Origin of the sequence: Arthrobacter oryzae (genome assembly GCF_003634095.1) — a bacterium.
GTDB lineage: Bacteria > Actinomycetota > Actinomycetes > Actinomycetales > Micrococcaceae > Arthrobacter > Arthrobacter oryzae.
In genome coordinates, this window is the sequence record NZ_RBIR01000004.1 from 25997 (window position 1) to 48128 (window position 22132).

General features: G+C 68.6%; 16 protein-coding genes. 7 read left to right on the top strand and 9 right to left on the bottom strand.

The features are described from left to right. Positions 1-104 precede the first annotated feature (104 nt). Positions 105-1409: an MFS transporter gene (locus C8D78_RS10375; protein WP_120953398.1), complete on the top strand. Its 1305-nt coding sequence runs from the start codon at positions 105-107 to the stop codon at positions 1407-1409. A gap of 116 nt (positions 1410-1525) precedes the next feature. Further along, positions 1526-2023 carry a cytidine/deoxycytidylate deaminase family protein gene (locus C8D78_RS10380; protein WP_120953401.1) on the top strand — a complete coding sequence of 166 codons (498 nt, stop codon included), beginning with the start codon at positions 1526-1528 and terminating at the stop codon, positions 2021-2023. 215 nt (positions 2024-2238) lie between these two features. Here C8D78_RS10380 and C8D78_RS10385 read toward each other — a convergent pair whose 3' ends face one another. Beyond that, positions 2239-2658, bottom strand: coding sequence for a DUF4383 domain-containing protein (locus C8D78_RS10385; RefSeq protein WP_244208350.1), 420 nt, complete (start codon positions 2656-2658; stop codon positions 2239-2241). A gap of 218 nt (positions 2659-2876) precedes the next feature. Between C8D78_RS10385 and C8D78_RS10390 the strand changes: the two genes are divergently transcribed. Further along, a complete protein-coding gene (locus C8D78_RS10390; RefSeq protein ID WP_120953407.1) occupies positions 2877-4196 on the top strand; it encodes a cell division protein PerM in 1320 nt (439 codons plus the stop codon). Positions 4197-4221: 25 nt separating this feature from the next. On the opposite strand, the gene C8D78_RS10395 is transcribed toward C8D78_RS10390, so the two are convergent. After that, the gene (locus C8D78_RS10395; RefSeq protein WP_120953410.1) at positions 4222-4653 is read right to left on the bottom strand and encodes a hypothetical protein; all 432 of its coding nucleotides are present in this window, start codon (positions 4651-4653) and stop codon (positions 4222-4224) included. Between the two features lie 39 nt (positions 4654-4692). On the opposite strand from C8D78_RS10395, the gene purN reads away from it, so the two are divergent. Both purN and C8D78_RS20065 read left to right on the top strand, forming a co-directional pair. Next, positions 4693-5271, top strand: a complete 579-nt coding sequence (gene purN / locus C8D78_RS10400) for a phosphoribosylglycinamide formyltransferase (RefSeq protein ID WP_120953412.1) — start codon at positions 4693-4695, stop codon at positions 5269-5271. A 141-nt stretch (positions 5272-5412) separates the two neighbouring features. Beyond that, positions 5413-7341, top strand: a complete 1929-nt coding sequence (locus C8D78_RS20065) for a collagen-like domain-containing protein (RefSeq protein ID WP_147429581.1) — start codon at positions 5413-5415, stop codon at positions 7339-7341. Between the two features lie 216 nt (positions 7342-7557). Here the strand turns inward: C8D78_RS20065 and C8D78_RS10415 are convergent, their stop codons facing one another. Beyond that, a complete protein-coding gene (locus C8D78_RS10415) occupies positions 7558-8910 on the bottom strand; it encodes an MFS transporter (protein WP_120953415.1) in 1353 nt (450 codons plus the stop codon). Between the two features lie 153 nt (positions 8911-9063). Here C8D78_RS10415 and purH point away from each other — a divergent pair, with 153 nt between their 5' ends. Next, positions 9064-10749, top strand: a complete 1686-nt coding sequence (gene purH, locus C8D78_RS10420) for a bifunctional phosphoribosylaminoimidazolecarboxamide formyltransferase/IMP cyclohydrolase (RefSeq protein ID WP_120953418.1) — start codon at positions 9064-9066, stop codon at positions 10747-10749. A 455-nt stretch (positions 10750-11204) separates the two neighbouring features. On the opposite strand, the gene C8D78_RS10425 is transcribed toward purH, so the two are convergent. Continuing rightward, entirely contained in the window at positions 11205-12218 is a 1014-nt protein-coding gene (locus C8D78_RS10425; RefSeq protein ID WP_120953421.1) for a trypsin-like serine peptidase, read from the bottom strand. A 245-nt stretch (positions 12219-12463) separates the two neighbouring features. On the opposite strand from C8D78_RS10425, the gene C8D78_RS10430 reads away from it, so the two are divergent. Further along, positions 12464-14686 carry an NADP-dependent isocitrate dehydrogenase gene (locus tag C8D78_RS10430; protein ID WP_120953424.1) on the top strand — a complete coding sequence of 741 codons (2223 nt, stop codon included), beginning with the start codon at positions 12464-12466 and terminating at the stop codon, positions 14684-14686. A gap of 159 nt (positions 14687-14845) precedes the next feature. Here the strand turns inward: C8D78_RS10430 and C8D78_RS10435 are convergent, their stop codons facing one another. From C8D78_RS10435 to C8D78_RS10460, 5 genes are all read right to left on the bottom strand, one after another. Further along, positions 14846-15364 (bottom strand): mucin-associated surface protein, encoded by a 519-nt coding sequence (locus C8D78_RS10435; protein WP_244208351.1) that lies wholly within the window; start codon positions 15362-15364, stop codon positions 14846-14848. Continuing rightward, positions 15361-16581, bottom strand: coding sequence for a serine/threonine-protein kinase (locus tag C8D78_RS10440; RefSeq protein ID WP_167467902.1), 1221 nt, complete (start codon positions 16579-16581; stop codon positions 15361-15363). Before C8D78_RS10440 ends, C8D78_RS10435 begins: the two co-directional genes overlap by 4 nt. Positions 16582-18626: 2045 nt before the next feature. Beyond that, on the bottom strand, positions 18627-19697 hold the full coding sequence (locus C8D78_RS10445) for a Gfo/Idh/MocA family protein (protein WP_120953430.1): 1071 nt from the start codon (positions 19695-19697) through the stop codon (positions 18627-18629). Positions 19698-19915: 218 nt separating this feature from the next. Continuing rightward, positions 19916-20710, bottom strand: coding sequence for an ABC transporter ATP-binding protein (locus C8D78_RS10455; RefSeq protein ID WP_244208352.1), 795 nt, complete (start codon positions 20708-20710; stop codon positions 19916-19918). A 2-nt stretch (positions 20711-20712) separates the two neighbouring features. Beyond that, on the bottom strand, positions 20713-22107 hold the full coding sequence (locus C8D78_RS10460) for an ABC transporter permease (RefSeq protein WP_120953433.1): 1395 nt from the start codon (positions 22105-22107) through the stop codon (positions 20713-20715). Between the last annotated feature and the right edge of the window lie 25 nt (positions 22108-22132).

A 22132-nucleotide genomic window follows, 5' to 3' on the forward strand; every position in this document is an offset into this window, starting at 1 on the left:
ACCAAGCCAAACGATAGTTTCGATTACCGGCGACCCCCACCAGGGTGTCGGCCGGTGATCCGTACCCTCCCGCGCCCCGAAGGCGCGGGGGAAGGAAAAGTATCATGACTGACACTGTCGTCAAGATTGACCTGGAGAGCGGCCGGAAGTCCCGGCTCTCTCCGGAAATCCGCCGCGGGCTGCTGGGCCTCGGGCTGGGGAACACTCTGGAATGGTACGACTGGATGGTCTTTGGCCTCCTGTCGGCGTTCATCGGCCCAAAGTTCTTCCCCTCGCAGGACCCGGTTGCCGCCACGCTGAGCGCCCTGGCAGTCTTCGCCGTCGGCTTCGCCTTCCGTCCGCTGGGCGGAATCCTGCTCGGTACCCTGGCCGACAGGATCGGACGACGGCGGGTGATGCTCTGGTCCATCATGATGATGGCCGGCACCACCCTGATCATTGCCCTGTGCCCCACCTACGAGCAGATCGGCGGCGCCGCCGGCGTCATCCTGCTGGTCTGCCGCATCATTCAGGGCATCTCCACGGGTGTTGAGGCTCCGCTGTCCACCGCTCACGCCGTCGAGCTCCTCCCCGAAGGCCGCGAGGGGTTCGTGGCGGGCATCATCTCCTTCTACGTCAACGCCGGCATCCTGCTCGCCTCGCTGGTCAGCTACCTCTCGAGCCTGCTGCTCGGCGGCGCGGTCATGGCCGACTGGGGGTGGCGTGTGCCCTTCGTGGTCGGCGCGGCCTTCGGCTTCGTCGTGGTCTACCTGCGCCGGACCCTTCCCGAGACCATGAAGCCCGAGGAACTGGCGGACAACTCCGCGAAGGTGGTCTGGGGCGGGGTGCGCAAGCACTGGCTGAGCGTGCTGGCCATCACCTTCGTCGTGGGCGCGGCCCAGGCCTACAACTACGCCTGGAACACCGGCCTCCCGACGGCGGCCCGCACCGGCTTCAAAGAGGACGCGACCGCCGTCTTCGCCCTCACCACCGTCCTCGGCGTCGTGTTGGTGGTCGGAAGCCTCATCATCAGCAGAGTGGCCGACGGCAAGTCGATGTCCAAGTGGTTCCTGATCACCCGTGCTCTGTCCATCCCGTCCGTCTTCCTGATGCTGATGTACGTCCGGCCGGGCATCGCCGGCTTCGCGGCCGTGCTCCTCGGCGGCTCCGTGGTGCTGGTCCTGAACATGACCCTGTACAACGTGGTCACCAGTTCCCTCATGCCGAAGAACTGCCGCGGCGCCGGGACGGCCCTCGGCTACGGCCTGGGCGTCGCGCTCTTCGGCGGCACGGCCTCCTACCTCCTGGTCTGGCTCCAGTCCCTGAACGCGTCCTGGATCTTCCCCGTCTACGTGGCTGTCCTGTCCGCGCTCAGCATCGTCTTCTACCTGCTGGCACGGCAGAAAAACGGCATCTTCGTCGGCAGGTAGGACCGGCAAGCAGCACCGGCAAGCAGGACCGGTAGGCAGGTCCGGTAGGGGACCGGCAAAAAGGGGACCGGCCCAAAGCGACCGGCAAAAAGGAACACAGGAAAGTAGGGACTCTCATGGACGCCAGTAGCCCGGACCGAAGCGGATCGGAGGCAAACACCATCTCCTTTGAACTCAGCGGGTCAGACGTGGAGCTTTACGAGGCCGCGCGTCGGTTGTTGCTGACCGCCCATCACAGCGAGAATCACCGGGTGGCTGCCGCCATGCGCGGTGCGTCCGGGGCCATCTACCTCGGACTGCACATTGGCTCGAAGCGAATCAATGTGTGCGCCGAGTCCAGCGCCCTCGCCAATGCGCGCATGGCGCAGGAGGCGGCCATCCACTCCGTGGTGGCTGTCAGCATGGACGGTCAGGGACAGCCCCAGGTCACGAACCCCTGTGGCCTCTGCCGGGAACTGCTGCGTTCCTACGGGACCGAGACGTCTGTGTTGGTCGATGCCGAGGGCGAGGTGGGAAAGATCCGGATCAAGGATCTGCTGCCCTTCCCCTGGATGCGGGCCGCGGAAACCGAATGGGACACCCTTCCGCCCCGCGTGGCGGAAAGCCCGAACTAGCACCAGCTGGACCGCCGGCCCCATCGCCAGCGCCCGCGGCCGGTCAAGCGCCCGCGGCTGTTCAGGAGTCATCACGAAGGCCGGGACCCACAGGTCCCGGCCTTCCGTGCGGCATAAGGAAAGCTGGTGCAGCCGCCGCGTTTCCGCTAAGCCACTGCACCAGCAGGTAGTACGAATTTTTTCGAATCTATGAAACGTTACTCATTCGCGGCTCCCTAGGTCCCGGGGGTTGATGACCGGGTTTGTACGTCTTCGGAAAGGTGCCTCGTCATCAGCCAGCCTGCGCCGGCCATCACGATGCCCATCACCATAAAGGCCCAATTGTCCATGGTGTTCAGCGACAGGAAGTTGGCCGCCGAATCAATGCCGACGATGAACCCGTAAATGCCCAGGACGATGTACAGCAGGCCGGAGCCCATGAGGAAATTCCGGGCGCCCATGGCGGTCCGGGACATGGTCAAGCCGGTGGCGCCGATCGCGAGCTGAACGATGTTCAGCAACATCGACACCTGGAACAGGTTCAGGAACAAGGCCTTGGAATCAGGCCCGAAGAACCTTAGCTCGCTGTAGTGCGTCGTGATGCCCGGGATGAACCCCAAGATGCCCACGACGATAAGGACGATACCTACACCCATGCCAACGTTCTGTACATCTGTCCGACCAAAATGAACGCCATGGGCATGAGGAGATGCGGTAGTCATTTCTGCCTCCAACCACTGATTGCGGACATAACAATTTTACGACCCGGGTATGGAAAAAGCTCCGGCGGCCGGGGCAGGCGAATTCCGCCGATCCGGGCATTGTGCCTGTCGATAACGGGCCGGATGCCGGGCACGTGGCACCATGGATCTCGATGAAACTGCGCGCTGATCAGACCGGACAACGTGGCCTGCCCATGCCTTTGTGGCTGCAGGGCGCCCTTGAATCCGCCCAGGCCGCGGTCATCTCCGCGCTCGTGGTGGTGGCGCCGATCGTGACGGTCTGGGCCACCGCCGGGTTCCAGCACAGCGGCTTCGACGTCCTGGCGAGCCTGGCGGGCCAGGCCTGGCTGCTGATCCACGGTGTGCCGCTGCTGCTGGATACCCCCGGGGTCGGCGCGGCCGCGCGCCCGGAATCCGGCACACTCTCACTCATTCCGCTGGGGCTGACCCTCATCCCGTTCCTGCTGGCCTGGCGCGCCGGGCGGCGGCTCGCCCGCGCCTCCTACACGGACCAGCTCTGGCAGGCACTGCTCGGCTCCTGGCTGGTGTATGCCGCTTTCGGGATCGCCACGGGCTTCGTCTGCCGCACGGCCGAGGTCGGCATCAGCCTCTGGGCCGCCGCGTTAATTCCGCTCATCCCGTTCGGGCTGGGCATGGTGGTGGGCGCCCGCCGCGAGGCCGGCTCGTGGAGCCGGCTGATCGGCGTCGACGCCGTGGCCTGGCTTGCCCGGACCAGCCAGCACTCCCGCTGGGCCGGCTCCTATCTGGGGTCGGCCATCAAGGCCGGCTGGGTGGCGCTAATGGCGAGCCTGGCGATGTCGGCGGGGCTGCTCGCCGTCGACCTCTTTATTCACTGGAACCTCGTGGTGGCCGTCTATGAAGGGCTCGACGCCGGTGCCCCCGGCGGCGCCGTCCTCACGATTGTGCAGCTGGGCTTCCTGCCCAACCTCGTGGTGTTTGGCCTGGCCTGGATCTCTGGTGCCGGGTTCGCCCTGGGAACCGGCTCGGCGGCCGGGGCCCTCGGGACCGCCGTGGGGCCGCTGCCGTCAGTTCCCGTGTTCGCCGCACTGCCGTCCGGGGCGCTTGAATTTGGCTTCGCGGCCCTCGTGGTGCCGGTGCTCGCCGGTCTGCTGGCCGGCTGGTGGTTCCTGCGCGAAGGCGAAAACCACTTCGACGAATGGCTGTCCATCAAGATCCGGGCCCGCTGGTTTACGGCCACGGCCTCCACCCTGGTGCTGGGCGCGGTGATCGGCTCCGTCTCCGGACTGCTCGCCGCCGGGCTTGCCTGGCTTGCCCGCGGATCCGCCGGCATCGGACGGCTGACGGACATCGGCCCCGACCCGCTCAGCACAGCCCTGTTTGTGGCCGCGGAGGTGGGGATCGGCGTCGTGATCGGCTATGCGGCCGGTCCCTGGCTGGAACGCCAGCAGCGCTTGCATGAGGCGGACCTGGAGACGGTCAGCAACCGCTAACCCGGCCGGCCTATCGCTACCGCGTCTAGCGAAACTGGGTGGGCATGGCGTTCTGCAGTTGGGTCCTGCACGCTGAGGTTGACTGCTCCGTCAGGGCCTGCCGAACGCAGTGCTGGTAGTCGCGGATCTGGGTGAAGAACAGGGTCGAGGCCAGAATTACCAGCAGCATGACCGCCGAGACCACCAGCCCGGAAATCGTGCCGAACAGCACCAGCCGCGACTCCTTGTACTTCACCGCCCGGACCAGCAGGACGATGCCCAGCGCAAATGCGGCCGCCGTCAGCAGAGCGGTCAGCCACAGGTAGTTGACGTCGAGCTGGAAGACGAAGAACGAGCCCAGGACCGCCACCACGAACAGCCGGAAGAGGGTGTGGGTCAGCTGCGGGGACTTCTTGGACGCCGGGGCGCCCGGCTGCCGGCCCGGCTGGCCGGAGCCGGGGTCCGTGGGGGAATTCATGTTTTCCAGCCTACGCGAGCAGCCCCATAAGCTAGGACCATGCGCATAGTTGTCCTCGTCTCCGGCACCGGCTCCAACCTCCAGGCAGTGATTGATGCCGTGAAGTCCGGCGATCTCGACGTCGAGATCGCCGCCGTGGGCGCCGACCGGCCGGGGACCTTCGGGGTGGAGCGCTCCGCCGCCGCCGGGATTCCCACGTTCGTGGTGGACTTCAAGGCCTACCCGGACCGGGCGGCCTGGGATGCCGCACTGACCGAGGCGGTGGCAGCCTATGCCCCGGATGTGGTGGTGTCCTCAGGCTTCATGCGCATTGTCAGCGCAGGCTTCATCGACGCGTTCGGCGGCAAGTACCTCAACACTCACCCGGCGCTCCTGCCGTCCTTCCCGGGAGCCCACGGGGTCCGCGATGCCCTCGCCTACGGCGTGAAAGTCACCGGCTGCACGGTGCACTGGGCCGACGCCGGAGTGGACACGGGCCCCATCATCGCGCAGGAGGCCGTGGCGGTCAGGGAGGGCGAGACCGAGGAATCCCTGCACGAGCGCATCAAGGTGGTGGAGCGCCGGCTACTGGTTTCCACGCTGGCCTCTCTCGCCGCCGAATCTGCGCTAGGGGCATAAGACCCAAGTAGGGGCATTTGAAAGACAAGTACTCCTGACAAAAGACGGGTAGCGGCAAGGCGCAGGATCGCTGGTTGTGGTGTGAATTAGGTCATAGTCTGGCGCCGTCTAAACCACTCGCGTTCTAATCAGGGGGCCTTCATGTCGTCATTTAGCATGGTCAAGAACAGTCCGAAAGTTATTTGCCTCACAGCGGCGCTCGTCCTCGGGACGGGCGCCGTCGTTTATGCCGCAGGGTCAACGGCGACCGCCACCGGCGAGATCAAGGGCTGTTACAACAAGAACAACGGCGACCTCCGTGTGCTCTCCGCTGGCATGAGCTGCGACAGGCGCGAGACCGCGATTTCCTGGAACCGTCAGGGGATTCAGGGGCTGCAAGGTCCGGCCGGTGCCAAGGGCGCCACCGGCGCCACGGGCGCTGTTGGTCCGGCTGGGGCCACGGGCCCAGCCGGTGCCAAGGGCGTTGCCGGGGCCACCGGTGCCGTGGGGCCGACCGGAGCGCAGGGAATCCAGGGGCTTATGGGCCTCACCGGTCTGACCGGTCCTCCCGGTGCGATGGGTGCCATCGGGCTGACCGGACCTGTCGGTGCGATGGGTCCCGCCGGCGCGACGGGAGCGACGGGTGCGATGGGTCCGGCCGGCGCTCAGGGTGACGCCGGAGCCAAGGGCGATACGGGTGCTGCCGGTGCAGCTGGTGCTCAGGGTGACGCCGGGGCCAAGGGCGACACGGGTGCGGCTGGCGCGGCTGGCTCTCAGGGTGACACCGGGGCCAAGGGCGACAAGGGCGATACGGGCGCAGCCGGAGCGGCCGGTGCTCAGGGTGACACCGGGGCCAAGGGTGACAAGGGCGATACGGGCGCAGCCGGAGCGGCTGGCGCTCAGGGTGACGCCGGGGCCAAGGGCGATACGGGTGCTGCCGGTGCGGCTGGCGCTCAGGGCGAGAAGGGTGACACGGGCGCCACCGGAGCGACGGGCACTGCCGGCGCCAAGGGTGACAAGGGCGATGTCGGCGAAACCGGCGCAGTGGGTGCAACCGGCGCCCAGGGTGCGACGGGCGCTACGGGTGCTCAGGGCGAGAAGGGTGACACGGGCGCGACAGGCGCTCAGGGCACTGCCGGTGCCAAGGGTGACAAGGGCGACGTCGGCGAAACCGGCGCAGTTGGTGCAACCGGCGCCCAGGGTGCGACGGGTGACACCGGGGCCACCGGCGCCCAGGGCACTGCCGGCGCCAAGGGTGACAAGGGTGATGTTGGCGAAACCGGGGCAGTCGGTGCAACGGGCGCCCGGGGTGAGCAGGGATTGATGGGTCTCCTTGGCCTCACAGGAGCGACCGGTGAAACCGGCGCAATGGGACCGATGGGCCCCGAAGGCGTCCAGGGCCTCAAAGGCGATAAGGGCGACGTCGGCGAAACCGGAGCCGTGGGGCCGGCGGGACCGCAGGGATTGATGGGGCTCATCGGCCTCACGGGTGCTCCGGGTACTCCCGGTGAAACCGGCGCACCGGGTGCTCCGGGTGAAGCCGGCGCCCCTGGTGCCCAGGGCTTGATGGGGATGCTCGGCCTCACGGGTGCTCCCGGTGCAGTGGGCCCCGCGGGTGCAATAGGCCCGGCGGGTGTGATGGGACCGGAAGGCCCGGCAGGCATCAAGGGCGACAAGGGCGACAAGGGCGACACCGGTGCCACGGGCCCTGTCGGCGCGGCCGGAGCAGTTGGTCCTGCCGGCGCGAAGGGCGCTGACGGCACGCCAGGTGCGATTGGTGCAACAGGCGCTGTCGGCGCGGCCGGAGCCGTTGGTCCTGCCGGCGCGGCGGGTGCTCCGGGGGCGGCAGCGTCCACGAGCGTGACGGTTGTCACCGCCGCTGGCACCGGAACGAACAAGTCGGCCACGGCGAGTTGCGCGCCCGGCCGGGTCGCGGTGGGCGGAGGCTTCACCATCAACGAAAGTAGCTCAAACTCGGTGGCCTCAAGCGTCCCGTTCCCAGCCACCGGGACGCCCACCGGCTGGACAGTAACCCAGAGCAAGACGGCGAGCTCGTCGGCTTTCTCGGTTTACGCGATCTGCATCCAGTAGTTCCCAACGCAGCACAAACGCGACGGCGCCCCCCGGCAACAAAGCTGAGGGGCGCCGTCGTACGTTCAGGAGCAGCGGGGAGCCTGTGAACCCTAGGCCGGGGCGCAGCCGCGGAGCCCCACCCCGGCTGATTTCCCCGTTGCCCTATCACCTAACGTGGTTCTCAGCGCCCAGAACCGCTTTAAGTGATAGCGCAACACGGGGTGGCGGGCAGGCCTACTCGAGGCGGCGCTGCTTGGTTTCGGGGGCGAAGAACGCCATCCACAGCACGGACAGCAGCACCAGTCCGCCGGCCAGCGCGAACGACGTCGCCAGCCCCAGTTCCGGCCAGAGGAACGCCGCGAAGATCAGCGGACCGAATCCGGCCCCGAGCCGGGAGAACGTCGAGGCCCAGCCGAAGCCGGAACTGCGGAGCTCCGTGGGGTACAGCTCGGAGACGTAGGCATACAGCACGGGGATGGCCACCTGCACCACGAAGCCGAACACCAGCAGCCAGAACACGGCCGCCGTCGGGATGTCCACCACGATCGCGACGATCACCAGGGTCAGGGCGGACAGCGGGCCGGTGATGGCCAGGATCCACTTGCGGCCCACCCGTTCCACCAGCACGGCGGCCACAACGACGCCGAGGAGCCCGACGGCAGCCATCGAGGCGGTGGTGAGGAAGGCCTTGTATTCCTCGAACCCGGCGCCGATCAGGATCCGGGGCATCCACGTCAGCGACAGGTAGTAGACCAGCAGGATGCTGAAGAACAGGGCCCACGCCGCCGTCGTGATCTTCCAGCTGAACTGCCAGAGCGCACGCAGCTGTGTCCACGCGCTGCCGGCGGACAGGCGCGGCGCATCCTGCGGCGCGGGCAGGCTGTAGACCCGGGCCTCGGCGCCGGTGGCCTCGACCAGGCTGTCGATCACCCTGGCGGCCTCGTCGCGGCGGCCCTTGCGGATCAGGAACAGCGGGGACTCCGGGACGCTGCGCCGGATCCAGAACACGAGCAGCGCCGGGATCACCATCACCAGCATGGTCAGGCGCCAGTCCGCGAACGCCGCGATCAGGCCGGCGGAGACGAAGCCGCAGAGGGCGGCGCCGATCGGCCACCAGCCGTCCATCGCCGTGAGCACCCGGCCGCGCTGTTTGCGGGGCGTGAACTCGCCCACCAGCGCATAGTCCACCGGGATGCAGCCGCCCAGGCCGAACCCGGCCAGGAAGCGGAAGCCAACGAACCACAGAAAATCGGGGGACACCGCGCCGAGCACGGTAAAGATGGAGAAGATCAGCAGGGTCGCGGTGAAGGCCTTCTTGCGCCCGATCGTGTCGGCGACGGTGCCCCAGACGAAGGCGCCCAGGGCCATGCCGATCAGGTTCGCGGTGCCGATCCAGGCGGCGTCGCCCGGGCTCAGCGACCAGTGCTTGGACAGCAGCGGAATGAGGATGCCGTTGAGGGTGACGTCCCAGGCGTCGAACATGAAGCCCAGGCCGCCGATCAGGAAAATCCGGCCCTGGACCTTCCACCGCCACGGCAGCTCCTGGACCACCTGTTCGCCGGTGGGCACAGTAGTGTACGTGTTCATCATCGCCTCCTGTGGGAAAACTCTACGTGGCCCGGGCGGCACCGGTGCGTGCTTCACACTCCGGCGCGCGGGGAGGCGGAGGGCCCGGACGCGATAAACTTGCCGCATCCCCACCACCCGCGGCCCCCGCCGCGATATAAGACGGAGACTTTTGTGAGCTTCACGCAGCTTGACCGTGTATCCATCGACCGAGTGCCCATCCGCCGGGCGCTGATCTCGGTCTACGACAAGACGGGTCTGGAGGAGCTCGCCCGGGGTCTGCACGACGCCGGCGTCAAGATCGTCTCCACCGGCTCCACGGCCAAGAAGATCGCCGCCGCGGGGATCCCCGTGCAGGAAGTCGAGGAAGTCACCGGCTCCCCGGAAATGCTGGACGGCCGCGTCAAGACCCTGCACCCGCGCGTGCACGGCGGCATCCTCGCCGACCGCCGCGTCCCGGCCCACATGCAGACCCTGGCGGACATGGACATCGAGCCGTTCGACCTGGTGGTCGTCAACCTGTACCCGTTCGTGGAGACCGTGAAGTCCGGCGCGGCGCCGGATGACGTCGTCGAGCAGATCGACATCGGCGGCCCCGCCATGGTGCGCTCCGCCGCGAAGAACCACGCCGCCGTCGCGATCGTGGTGGACCCGGCGTCGTACGATTCCGTGGTGGCGGCGGCCGCCTCGGGCGGCTTTGACCTGAAGACCCGGCGCCGGCTCGCCGCCAAGGCGTTCGCGCACACCGCGTCCTACGACACCGCCGTGGCCACCTGGACCGCCAGCCAGTTCCTCGACGAGGACGGCGACGGCGTGATCGACTGGCCCGCCTACGCCGGCCTGGCCCTGGAACGCTCCGAGGTCCTCCGCTACGGCGAAAACCCGCACCAGCAGGCCGCCCTGTACGTGGACCGTGCCGCCCCGGCCGGCATCGCCCAAGCCGACCAGATCCATGGCAAGGCCATGAGCTACAACAACTTCGTCGACGCCGACGCCGCCCTGCGCGCCGCGTTTGACTTCGCGGAGCCCGCAGTCGCCATCATCAAGCACGCCAACCCCTGCGGCGTGGCCGTGGGGTCCGCCGCCGCGGCGGACCCGATCGCCGACGCCCACGCCAAAGCCCACGCCTGCGATCCGGTGTCCGCGTTCGGCGGCGTCATCGCGGCGAACCGCACGGTCACCGCCGGCATGGCGCGCACCGTCGCCGGCATCTTCACCGAGGTGGTCATCGCGCCGGGCTTCGAGGACGAGGCCGTGGAAATCCTGTCCAAGAAGAAGAACATCCGCCTCCTGGCCCTGCCCGACGGCTACGGGCGCTACCCGACCGAATTCCGTCAGGTCTCCGGCGGCATGCTGGTGCAGGCCACGGACAAGGTGGACGCCGACGGCGACAACCCCGCCAACTGGACCCTCGCCGCCGGCGACGCCGCCGACGCCGCCACGCTGGCCGACCTCGCCTTCGCCTGGACCGCGTGCCGCGCGGCCAAGTCCAACGCCATCCTGCTCGCCGACAACGGCGCCGCCGTGGGCATCGGCATGGGCCAGGTCAACCGGCTCGACTCCTGCAAGCTCGCCGTCGAGCGTGCCAACTCGCTCGGTGTCACTGTGGAGTCCGAGGTCGAGGGCGCCGGCGGCGCATCGAACGCGGACGCGTCCGGAGCCCCCGAGCGGGCCCGCGGCGCCGTAGCGGCATCGGATGCCTTCTTCCCGTTCGCCGACGGCCTGCAGATCCTGATCGACGCCGGCGTCCGGGCCGTGGTCCAGCCCGGCGGCTCCGTCCGGGACGAGGAAGTCATCGCCGCAGCCAACGCCGCGGGCATCACCATGTACTTCACGGGAGCCCGGCACTTCTTCCACTAGGAATTCGCGGTTTCAGCTCCACAGGAGGAGCCGCGCGAAAAGTTGCCGCACAAAGAATGGACATGCCCTCCCTAATCCGGGGACATGTCCATTTTTTGTGCCACGGGGCCGCTCAATGAGCCGCCCCGTGGGACATGCTCATTCTTCGCGGCGAGGAGTGGGCTGGTGGGAGGCCTCCGTGGGACATGCTCATTCTTCAGACCAAGGCCTGGGCATATAGGGGATATGTCCAGGGCTTGGCCCGGGAAGAGGGCATGTCCCGGGGTGGTCCCGCCGTCGTCCATTAACACCAACGCGGGGCCACCCGGACCCTCCCCTCTGCTGGAGACAGGCCGTGAGTGACCCCGCGTTGGGGTAGTTGAAACTGCGGTGGTTGAAGCTGGAGCAGTTGAAGCTGGGTAGCCGAAGCCGGGGCGGCTAAACCCGGGGGTGGGGGAGCCGGAACGGGGGAGCGGCTAGGACGCGGCCGCGCTGGTGTAGGTCTGCTGGATGACGCTGCCCCAGTACGGACCGTACATCGTGGTGGAGTTGCTGCCGTACCCGTAGCTGTTGATGGAGTTCTGGTAGCCCGAGGCGCTGGTGCCGATGAACCACGGACCGCCCGAGGAGCCGCCGGTCATGTTGCACGGAATTCCCTGGGTGTTGAACTGCGGGTTGTAGGGATCATTGGCGGCGGTGCCGGAGCAGCTCTTGAGGGACTCGCCGTTGAAGGGGGCGGCCGCGGGGTAGCCGAAGGACTTGTAGCTCAGGCCGCGGGCGGCGTTGAACTGCAGACCGGAACCGCCCACGACGTCGCTGAGGTACTGGCCGTTGAGTGTGGACATCACGGCGAAGCCGGTGTCGTAGGTCATGTCGCCGGAGGAGCTCCACTGCGTGGGCGCGTAGAGGGCCCTGGCCGTCCACTTGCCGTAAGGGGCGGAGCCGTTCAGGTACGCAGGGACGAACGTGAACTTGGTGGCGAAGGCGCCCGGACCCTCATTGACGCAATGGCCGGCGGTGGTGACGGTGCTCTTGTTGCCGGCGGCAACCGAGTTGCCGGAGCACACGTAGTTGGTTCCGCCGAGGGTGAAGAAGACCTTGCCGATGTGCGGGACCGGCGACTCGCTCGCATTGGCCTTGGTCTGCAGCGTCTGCGACGTCCGGGACGGGGATTGAAGCGCCGGGGCCGCAGCCTCGACGGTGCTCGGTGCGGCACCCTCCAGCGGTGCCGCCGCGGGCTTCGAGGACTTGCCGCGCTTCATGGCCTTCCCGGCGAGGACGTCACCGGGGACGGCGTTGCGCATCCGGTCCGCGGTCCAGTATTCCGCGACGCCCGTTTCGGTGACGGTGTGGCTAGTGACATCGGACGCGGAGGCCAGTGCCTTGGCCGGCGCGGGGGTGGCCGTGGCCGTCCCCGCGGCGCTGAGGGCCAGCAGGGCGGCGGCCGAAAGAGTCAGCAGGCTGGTGGCCAGAGTCTTGGGTGTTCTCATGGTGTCCTAACCGGTGGAAAGCGAGCCGACCGCCGGGGGCGGCCGCTGGATGGGTACGAAACTACGGCAACTTGACTAATCTGTAAAGTCATCTGTCAATTCTTGTTAATCGGTGTTGGGGATGTCACGCACCCGTCCGCGCACGACGCCGGTAGGCGCCAACCGGGGCACCTCGGGTAAGTTAGGGGTGTTGAGATAACACAAGATTCCGGAAATACCCAGACCTTCAGGGAGACGCCCGCGCAATGGCAAAGATTATCTATACCCACACCGACGAAGCGCCGATGCTGGCTACCTATTCGTTCTTGCCGATCATTGAGGCGTTCGCCTCGACGGCCGGTGTGGAAGTGGAGACCCGCGACATCTCGCTGGCCGGCCGCATCATCGCCGCCTTCGGCGACTACCTCACCGAAGAGCAGCGCGTCAGCGACGCCCTGGCCGAGCTCGGCGCCCTCGCCAAGACGCCGGAAGCGAACATCATCAAGCTGCCCAACATCAGCGCCTCGGTGCCCCAGCTGAAGGCCGCGATCGCGGAGCTCCAGGCCCAGGGCTACGACCTGCCGGATTACCCGGACAACCCGTCCTCGGATGAGGAAACGGACATCCGGTCCCGCTTCGACAAGATCAAGGGCTCTGCCGTAAACCCGGTCCTGCGCGAGGGCAACTCCGACCGCCGCGCCCCGCTCTCGGTCAAGAACTACGCGCGCCAGAACCCGCACAGCATGGGCGCATGGTCTCCCGAGTCGAAGACCAACGTCGCCCACATGGATTCTGACGACTTCCGCGCAAACGAGAAGTCCGTGGTCATCGACGCGGACACCAACATCAAGATCCAGCTCGTCAAGGCCGACGGCACCGTCAAGGTCCTCAAGCGGGCCTTCCCGGTGTTGGCCGGCGAGGTCATCGACGGCACCGTGATGCGCGCCGCCGCCCTGGATGCGTTCCTGGCCGCCCAGGTTGCCCGGGCCAAGGAGGAGGGCGTCCTGTTCTCCGCCCACCTGAAGGCCACCATGATGAAGGTCTCGGACCCCATCATCTTCGGCCACGTCGTCAAGGCCTACTTCGCTGATCTCTTCGCCACGTACGGCGAGCAGCTCGCCGCAGCCGGCTTGAGCCCGAATAACGGCCTGGCCTCCATCCTGAACGGCCTCGAGGACCTCCCGGAGGAGATCCGCGGCGACGTCCAGGCAGCCATCGAGAAGGGCCTCAACGACGGTCCGGAACTGGCCATGGTCGATTCCGACAAGGGCATCACCAACCTGCACGTGCCCTCCGACGTGATTGTCGATGCCTCGATGCCGGCCATGATCCGCAGCTCCGGCCACATGTGGGGCCGCGACGGCCAGGAAGCCGACACGCTCGCCGTCCTCCCGGACAGCAGCTACGCCGGCATCTACCAGGTTGTCATCGACGACTGCCGCGCCCACGGCGCCTTCGACCCCACCACCATGGGCACCGTCCCGAACGTCGGCCTCATGGCCCAGGCCGCCGAGGAATACGGCAGCCACGACAAGACCTTCGAGATCCAGTCCGCCGGCACCGTCCAGATCGTCGACGACGCCGGCACCGTGCTGGTCGAGCACCAGGTCGCCCCGGGCGATATCTGGCGTGCCTGCCAGACCAAGGACGTGCCGATCCGCGACTGGGTCAAGCTGGCCGTCACCCGTGCCCGCGCCTCCGCCACGCCCGCGGTTTTCTGGCTGGACAAGGGCCGCTCGCACGACGCCCGGATGATCGCCAAGGTGGAGGAATACCTCAAGGACCACGACACCGAGGGCCTGGAGATCGCCATCATGTCCCCCGAGGAGGCCACCGCCTTCACGGTCGAACGCCTCCGCAAGGGCGAGGACACCATCTCGGTGACCGGCAACGTCCTCCGCGACTACCTCACGGACCTGTTCCCCATCCTGGAACTGGGCACCAGCGCCAAGATGCTCTCGGTGGTCCCGCTGATCAACGGCGGCGGCCTGTTCGAGACCGGCGCCGGCGGATCCGCCCCGAAGCACGTCCAGCAGCTGCTCAAGGAAAACCACCTGCGCTGGGACAGCCTGGGTGAATTCCTGGCCCTGGCCGTGAGCTTCGAGCACCTCGCCACCAGCACCGGCAACGCCCGCGCCAAGGTCCTGGCCGACACCCTGGACCGCGCCACCGGCACGTTCCTGCTGGAGGACAAGTCCCCGAAGCGCAAGGCCGGCGAGCTGGACAACCGTGGCAGCCACTTCTACCTGGCCAAGTTCTGGGCCCAGGAACTGGCCCGCCAGAACGACGACGCCGAGCTGGCCGCCGCTTTCGCCGCCGTTTCCGGGGCGCTGGACTCCAACGAGGAGACCATCACCGGCGAGCTTCTGGCAGTGCAGGGGTCCCCGGTCGACATCGGCGGCTACTACCGCCCCGACGAGGACAAGGTCACCGCCGTCATGCGCCCCTCGGCGACGTTCAGCGAAGTCCTCGGGATGCTCACCAAGTAGGATCGCACCGGCGGACAGGCAGCGCCCGCGCAGCCCGGTCCGGTCATGCAGAACGCCCCGCCTCCCGAAAGGGACGCGGGGCGTTCTGCTGCCCGAGGAATGATCGGCCTAAGAAAGGATCGGCCTGAGAAAGGATCGACCGGGACGGACGGCGCGGGGTCAGCCCCTGTGCTTGCCCTTCGCCTTCGGGCCGCCGTTCCCGGCCGGTGCCGGTGCCGGGGCGATCGCCGCGGCCGCTGCGGCCTGTTCAGCCGCAGCCTTTTCCGCAGCCGCCTGGGCCGCGGCCGCTTTTGCGGCGGCCGCCTTGGCTGCCGCCGCTTTTTCAGCCGCCGCGCGTGCCGCCTGCTGGGCGGTCAGGTCCGCCCGGACGGCGTCGATCGCTGACTTGATGCTCTGGTGGCGCTTGAAGGACACCTCGCCGTTGCTGGCGGCAGCATCCAGGCGTGTGAGCAGCCCGTCAAGGAGCTTCAGGGTAGCCGCAGGATTATTGGCGGCCGCCGCCTGGCTGACGGACAGGACCTGGGACTGCAGCTGTGTGGCGGTGTTGCGGTCCAGCTCCGGTGCGGGGGAGCCGCAGGCCGCCAGCATCCCGGCCAGTAGGACGGTCGCGAGGAGTCCTACGGGCTTCCGGTGGCGGCCGCCGTCGGGGTCCCGCCGGATGGTTCGCGGCCGGCTCATGGTTCCACGCTCTTCTCTAGATCGTGCAGGTGGTCGCCGAGCTGGCCGGAGACCGCGGGGTAGGGGATAACGGTGGGAGGCTCCGGCGCGGAGAGAGTGGCCGCGATCGCAGCCCCCGCGGCGAGGACGGCAGCCAGGGCAAGTATCAGGGCCAGGCGTGTGCGGAGCCGGGTTCTGGAGAACCATGCGGTTCCGCGGGAGAGGGCGGGGCGGCGGGTGGGCTGCGCCGGTAGGGTTTCCGTGGCGGGCAGATTCAGGTGCCGGGTTTCTGCCGCCCCGGCGCGGGTCTGCGGCGGCCGTGGTGGCCTCGATGGCGGGGCCGGCAGGACCCGCGTGGATTCTTCCTTGAGCGGCCCCGGCAACGACCCGGGGGAGACCAGGGCTAGGCGCAGGGCTGTCTCGAGTTCGGCAGCGGAAGGGCGGTCCAGCGGGTCGAGGGCTGTCATGGCCCGGATCAGCCGGGCCCACTCGGCGGGAACCGCATCCGGAATGGCGGGGGCGCGGTGCAGGCGGGCGACGGCGGATTCGACGGCGCTCCCCGGGTATTCGACGTCGCCTTTGAGGCATTCGAGCAGGACGAGGCCCAGGGAGTAGATGTCGCTCGCGGGGCCGAGGTCAGCGCCGCGGGCCTGTTCGGGGCTGAGATAGGCGGCGGTTCCCACCATGGTTCCCGTGGCCGTAAGCCGGGTGCCGTTGATGATGCGGGCGATGCCGAAGTCTGTGAGCTTGGGCCGAAGCGGCTCTCCGGGCCGGACCGGCACCAGCAGGATGTTGGCGGGTTTGATGTCCCGGTGGACGATGCCGAGGCCGTGGACGTAGGCGAGAGCGTCCGCGATCCCGGCGCCCACCACGGCCAGCTCGTCCAGCGGGAGCGGACTGTGGCGGATCCTGGTGCGCAGGTCCTGGCCGTCCACGAGCTCCATGGTCAGGAAGGGCCGGGGCTCGTTCGGAATGCGGGTGTCCGTCCCGGCGTCGAACAGTGTCACCAGGCTTGGATGGTTCAACGTGGCCAGGAGCTCGATCTCGGCTTCCTGGCGGCGAAGCTCATCAGGATCGGCCGATTGCGGCGCGAAGAGCTTCAGCGCCACGTTGCGGCCCAGGTTCAGGTCCTTGGCAGTGTAGACCGAGGCCATGCCGCCCCGGCCGATCACCTCGCCCAGCTGGTAGCGGCCGCCCAAGGGCTCCGCCGTGACGCTGACGGGCGAACTGTCCACAATGTCCCTGTACCTTCCATGCGCGCCCCGGTGGCGCTCCTAAAGAATAATACGGGGCCGGGTATCGGCCCCGTGCCGTGCAGCGTTCGTCGGGGCGCGCCGCAGCCCGGAACGGCCGCGTTGTTCTTGGCCGGCCGCTCATCCGCAGGGGCCTTACCGCCGGAGCAAGTGGTTGCCGTTCGGTCCCCCAGCGGACCCAACGACCTCGCTCCGGCGGTGACAGGACCTCGACGGGAGCGGTGACCGGCGTTACGGCGGGCGTGGCCTGCACCCGGGGCGCGGCTGCGGCCCCGAGCGTTCCGGGCGGGCCGGGGCGCGTCGCACTTTTGGCGCGGGCCTGGCGGCGGAAATCGGCGCGGCAGGGCGTGTGGGCGCGGGCCGTACGGGCGCAGCTAAGCGCGCGGCGGGGTCTGATGCCGCGGAGAGCGTAGCGGCGGGCAGTGCCGGCGCTAGGGGAATTAGCCCGGTTGGATCTGGGGTACCGGAAATCCGGCGGTGGACGGTCGAGTCCATGGGGAGTTCTCCTGGGTGACTGTGAGCGGGCGGCGAAGGCAGCCCGACGGACCGTGCTCTGTGGAGGCAGAGACGGCCCGACTAGTCAGGAGAAGAACCGGGATCAGCGCAGACGGCGGCGTACCCGTGCTGGAGCGGACCGCCGATGGGGTCGGCCCCTGCCGCAGGCAGGCAGAAGTAGTTGCCGGGTAGCCAGGCAGCCGTCCCGGCGGGTCCATTGGCGGAGTGCCCGTTGCCGGATCCCGAGCCCGGGCCGGCGGGAAGTGCGTCAGGGGCTGGCAGGCCCGTGCCGCCATGCCAGGGACTCGGCCCCGGTTCCCCCGGGGGAGACGGCGTTCCGCCCGTCCCTGCCGGGGGCACCGCCGTAGGGACAACGCCGGCCTGCACCGGAACCGACGCCGCCGGTGAAGCGGGCACCAGCCATGGCGCATCGGGAAGCGGAGCACCCACGGACGGGTAAGCCTGCACCGGGACGGCCATCGCGGGGCCAACGGGAGCAGCGTCGGGCAATGCCGGGCTAGACGCCCTGGCGGGGCTCGGTTTGGCGGGGCTCGGTTTGGCGGTGCCGGGTTTTGTGGTGCCGGCTTTCATTGCGCCGGTCCTTGCGGTGCCCGTCGCGGGTGCGCCTGCCAACGGGGCAGCGGTGTTGGCGGCAACCGGAGTGGTGGCCGGGGGCTGCCCTGGGGCGCCCGGAAGTGGCGCGCCGTGAAGTGGACCGCCCGGCAGTTGGCCGACAGGAACCGGGGCCGAGGGGCCGCCGGGAACCGGGGCCGCCGGATTGGGAGCCGGAACCACCGGTGCTACAACCGGGGGGACAACCCCGGGGCCCGGAACTGTGGGGTGACCTCCCGGTGCAGCGGGGCCGGGCACGACGTCGTCCAGGTCAGCGTTCGCCGGGACGGGCAAGTGAGCGGCAGGCTCCTGCGCGGGATCCGTTGCCGGCGGGGTGGCCGCGGGCGCGGGTGCGCCCGACGCTGGCGGCGCAGTGGCCGGCGGCGCAGTGGCCGGGGCCGGCGCCACGCCAGCAGTCGCGGGGTCCGGGGCGCCCGACCCGTGGGCAGTAACTTGCCCGGCATCCGGCGCAGCGCCCGGCACAGCTTCCAGAGTGGATGCTTTCGGTGCCGGCACGGCGGCGGCCGCCCAAGTGGCCGCCTGGCCGGGACCGGCATCGATGGACACCTGGGCGGGGACGGGAACGGCGGGGCTGTCGGCGTCGGGGCCAACGGCGGAAACCACGCGCACACCCGAGTGGCCGGCCGGGCCGGCGTACGTGCATGCATCATCCGCCTGCGCGGCAGTCGCGGAGAGCGTCAGCCACGCAGCGCCGGCGACGGCGGCCAGGAGAAAACGGCGGCAGGTGCGGGCCGTGCGGGAGGTCGCTGCTGCTGGAGCCACGCGCACACCCCCCGCTTATGTTCGACCGGACGAATGTCTACAGGGTAAGGCGGCCCGAGTAGGGGAGTCCAGAGCGCCACCGAAACTGTACGCATACCGAGACCATCCCTACCTGCCGGTTCGTGTCCCGCGGGGCGTGGTCAGTGGGCGTCGTTCGGGTAGCTCACGCCGAGTTGCGCGCGTACACCGTCGAAGAGCCGCATGGTGTTCAGCGAGTCCTCCAGCGGCATGACCGGGCTCTCCGTGAGCCCCTGCTGGATGCACCGCGTGACCTCGCGGAGCTCATAGGTGTAGCCGCGCCCCACCACAGTGAACTGTTCGGTACGGGGATCATCGAAGCCGACCCGGATCATCAGCTCCTTCGGGTTGTTGATGGAACCCGAGGTCTGGAGATAGCCCTCGGTGCCGGCGACGGTGGCCGTTCGCGGGCCGTGTGCCAGCAAGGAGGAGGTCAACTGGGCCTGCGCGCCGTGGTGGTAGCCGAGGGTCAGGGCGTTCTGGGCATCGACGCCGTCGTCATTGAGCCAGCCGGTGGCGCTGACCGTCTGCGGAAACCCCAGGGTGCCGAGGGCCCAGAGCAGCGGGTAGACGGTCAGGTCCAGCAGGGCCCCGCCTCCGTCCTTGGGTGCCCAGAGCCGGGACCCGGGCGAATACGGCGCCGGGAAGCCGAGGTCCGCGCCCACCCACTTGACGTCCCCGATCTCGCCCGAAACGGCGATTTCGAACGCCCGCTGCATGCTGGGCAGAAACCGGCTCCACACTGCCTCCATGAGGAACAACCCGCTGTCCCGGGCCACCGTGATCAGCTCGGCCGCCTCCCGGGCATTGACGGTGAGGGCCTTCTCACACAGCACATGTTTGCCCGCCTTGAGGGCGGCGAGGGCGATTTCGTGATGGTGGGCATGCGGGGTGGCGACGTAGACGACGTCGACGGCGGCATCCGCGAGCAAGCGGTCATAACCGCTCACGTCGGCCTGATCGCCGTAGGCGCGGACGAAGCCGTAGTCGGCCGCGAACGCCTCGGCCGCCGCCTGGGTGCGGGAACTGACGGCGTACAGCTCCGCGTCCGCCAGCAGTTCGAGGTCCCGGGTGACGGCGGCTGCGATCCCCCCGGTGGCGACGATGCCCCAGCGCAGCCTGGCGCCGGTGGCTGTGCGGGGATCCTGGTCCGGCTGGGAGAACAGCCATGGCTTCGCGATGAGGGCAGACATGCAGCCATCTTCTCACCCTGCCCTCCTCATCCTAAGGAAGGAAGGAAGGAAGGAAGGAAGGAAGGAAGGAAGGAAGGAAGGAAGGAAGGAAGGAAGGAAGGAAGGAAGGAAGGAAGGAAGGAAGGAAGGAAGGCAGGAAGCGGGGGCGGGCAAGAGCCCGCCCCCGCCGCCAACACATGTGCCCGGACTTGCGCCGGAACATGTGCCGGACTTGTGCCCTACGCCGTCCGCACGGCCGGACTCGTCAGGTCCGGCCCGCTCAGGTCCGGGCCGGTGAGGCCGGAACCGTCCGGACTGGCCGGGGCTGAGCCGGTGACGGCCGCCGTCGCACCGGGCCTGACCGTTTCTTCCGTGAGCCGGCCCTGCTGGAGCCGGAACCGCCGGTCCGTCTTGTTGGCCAGGGCACGGTCGTGGGTGACCACGAGGATGGTGGTGTTGTGGTCCCGGCTGAGCGTGCTGAGCAGGTCAATGATGTGCTCGCCGGTCTGTTCGTCCAGGTTGCCGGTGGGTTCGTCGGCCAGGATCAGCTTGGGTTCGTTCGCCAGGGCCCGGGCGATCGCGACCCGCTGCTGCTCGCCGCCGGAGAGCCGGTTGATGCGCCGCACGTGCTTGTCCGGGTCGAGCTGGACCTGCGCGAGCAGCTGCCGGGCACGCTCAGCCCGGGCGGCCTTGCGTACCCCGGCAAACTCCATCGGCAGCATCACGTTGTCCAGGGCGGAGAGGTTAGGGATCAGGTTGAACTGCTGGAACACGAAGCCGATGTCACGGCGCCGGTAATTGGTCAGTTTTCCGTCCGGCATGCCGGCCAGACTCACGCCGTTGACCACCACGTCGCCGCTGGTGGGCTTGTCGAGTGCGCCAAGCAAGGACAACAGGGTGCTCTTGCCGCTGCCGCTCTTGCCCACGATCGAGGCCAGCGTGCCCCGCTCGAGCTCGAAGCTGACGTCGTTGACCGGCTTGATGGTGCGGTCGCCGGACTTGAACGTGCGGACCAGGTTCTTGACTTCGATCATGGCTATTCTCCTCGGAGGACTTCGATGGGACGGATGCGCGCCGTGAGCAGCGCCGGAACGAGGGCGCCGATGATGGCGACGCCGAATACCGCGGCGATGCCCGTGGCGATGACGCCGGGAGAGGCGCTCGCCGTCACGGAAGTCAGCAGCTGGCTGGCCCCGCCGAAGGCTCCGCCAGGGCCGCCCGGGAATCCGCGCCGGCCAGTGGCCGCGCCCGTGCTGCCGCTTGAGCTGATGAGGGCACTGGCGATGCTGCCGCTGGCCAAGGAGGCGACGGCGGCACCCACCACGCTGCCGAGGGCCACCAGCACGAGCGCCTCCAGCACGAACTGCAGGCCGATGGTGCGGTTGGGGGCGCCGATGGCCTTCAAAACGCCGATCTCGCGGCGGCGTTCACGGACCAGCATGACCATGATCAGGAGGATGATCAGTCCGGCGGTGCCAAGGGCCGCGACGAAGGCGATGAAGGAAATATTCTTGACGCTGTCCAGTGAGCTGACGGCGGTCTGGAGGTTCCGCTGGCCCTGGGTGACGTCGGCCTTGCTGGAGCCCAGCGCCGCCTGCAGGGCGGTCTTGGCCGCGTCAACGTTTTCCATGCTGTTGACCGTGACGATCATGGTGGACAGCTCGCCCGGCAGCGCGGCGAGGGTCTGGGCGGTCGGCAGCGTCACGTAGAGGGCGTTGTTGCCGAAGGCGGTCCCGGCGTCGAACAGTCCCTTTACGGTAAAAGTCTTGTCCTGGATCGTGAAGGTCGAGCCCACGCTCAGGCCGTTCTTCTCGGCCAGTGTGGTGCCCAGCAAGGCGCCGGTGGACGCCCCGGTGTAGTTGCCCAGGCCGGTGCCCTTTGTCAGCTGCAGCGCCTTGCCGTCAGCATCGATCTCGGCGCCGATGCCGGTCGCGGTGACGGGCAGGGAGAACGCCGGCGCGGCCTGCGCGGTGCTGCCCGACGTGCCGGTAGTGCCCTGGTTGCGGTTGCCGAGCGTGCCGGCGTCGATGGCGGCCCTGAGGCTCGTGGTGACGGAGGTGGCTGACTGCCCGCCGGGGCCGCCCTGGCCGGTCCGGCCGGACGCGGCCTGGGCCGCAATTTCAGCGGCGTTGCGCAGGCGCAGCGCCTTGGTGCCGACCACGCTGCTGACGTTGGGGACGGCCGCGGCGGTGACCGCCTGGGCCGAGGTCAGCGGCTCGCCTCCGCCTTCGAAACCCTGGCCGCCGGCCGGGTTCACGGTCAGGACGGTGCCAACCGAGGCGTTCAGCTCGGCGACCTTGCCGGTGACGGCCTGGTTGGCCACGAGCATGGCCAGGGCAAGCCCGATTGCTACGGCCAGCACGGCCACCACGGCGGCAGTCCTGACCTTGTTTCGAAAGGCGTTGCCTACACTCCGGGCAAGAACGCTCACGGTACTCCTAATTTTCATTTTGCCG

Excerpts from the sequence above, each read along its gene's own strand:
- C8D78_RS10375 (WP_120953398.1), top strand. The coding sequence starts at position 105 with ATGACTGACACTGTCGTCAAGATTGACCTGGAGAGCGGCCGGAAGTCC.
- C8D78_RS10380 (WP_120953401.1), top strand. The coding sequence starts at position 1,526 with ATGGACGCCAGTAGCCCGGACCGAAGCGGATCGGAGGCAAACACCATC.
- C8D78_RS10385 (WP_244208350.1), bottom strand. The coding sequence starts at position 2,658 with ATGGGTGTAGGTATCGTCCTTATCGTCGTGGGCATCTTGGGGTTCATC.
- C8D78_RS10390 (WP_120953407.1), top strand. The coding sequence starts at position 2,877 with ATGAAACTGCGCGCTGATCAGACCGGACAACGTGGCCTGCCCATGCCT.
- C8D78_RS10395 (WP_120953410.1), bottom strand. The coding sequence starts at position 4,653 with ATGAATTCCCCCACGGACCCCGGCTCCGGCCAGCCGGGCCGGCAGCCG.
- purN (WP_120953412.1), top strand. The coding sequence starts at position 4,693 with ATGCGCATAGTTGTCCTCGTCTCCGGCACCGGCTCCAACCTCCAGGCA.
- C8D78_RS20065 (WP_147429581.1), top strand. The coding sequence starts at position 5,413 with ATGTCGTCATTTAGCATGGTCAAGAACAGTCCGAAAGTTATTTGCCTC.
- C8D78_RS10415 (WP_120953415.1), bottom strand. The coding sequence starts at position 8,910 with ATGAACACGTACACTACTGTGCCCACCGGCGAACAGGTGGTCCAGGAG.
- C8D78_RS10425 (WP_120953421.1), bottom strand. The coding sequence starts at position 12,218 with ATGAGAACACCCAAGACTCTGGCCACCAGCCTGCTGACTCTTTCGGCC.
- C8D78_RS10430 (WP_120953424.1), top strand. The coding sequence starts at position 12,464 with ATGGCAAAGATTATCTATACCCACACCGACGAAGCGCCGATGCTGGCT.
- C8D78_RS10435 (WP_244208351.1), bottom strand. The coding sequence starts at position 15,364 with ATGAGCCGGCCGCGAACCATCCGGCGGGACCCCGACGGCGGCCGCCAC.
- C8D78_RS10445 (WP_120953430.1), bottom strand. The coding sequence starts at position 19,697 with ATGTCTGCCCTCATCGCGAAGCCATGGCTGTTCTCCCAGCCGGACCAG.
- C8D78_RS10455 (WP_244208352.1), bottom strand. The coding sequence starts at position 20,710 with ATGATCGAAGTCAAGAACCTGGTCCGCACGTTCAAGTCCGGCGACCGC.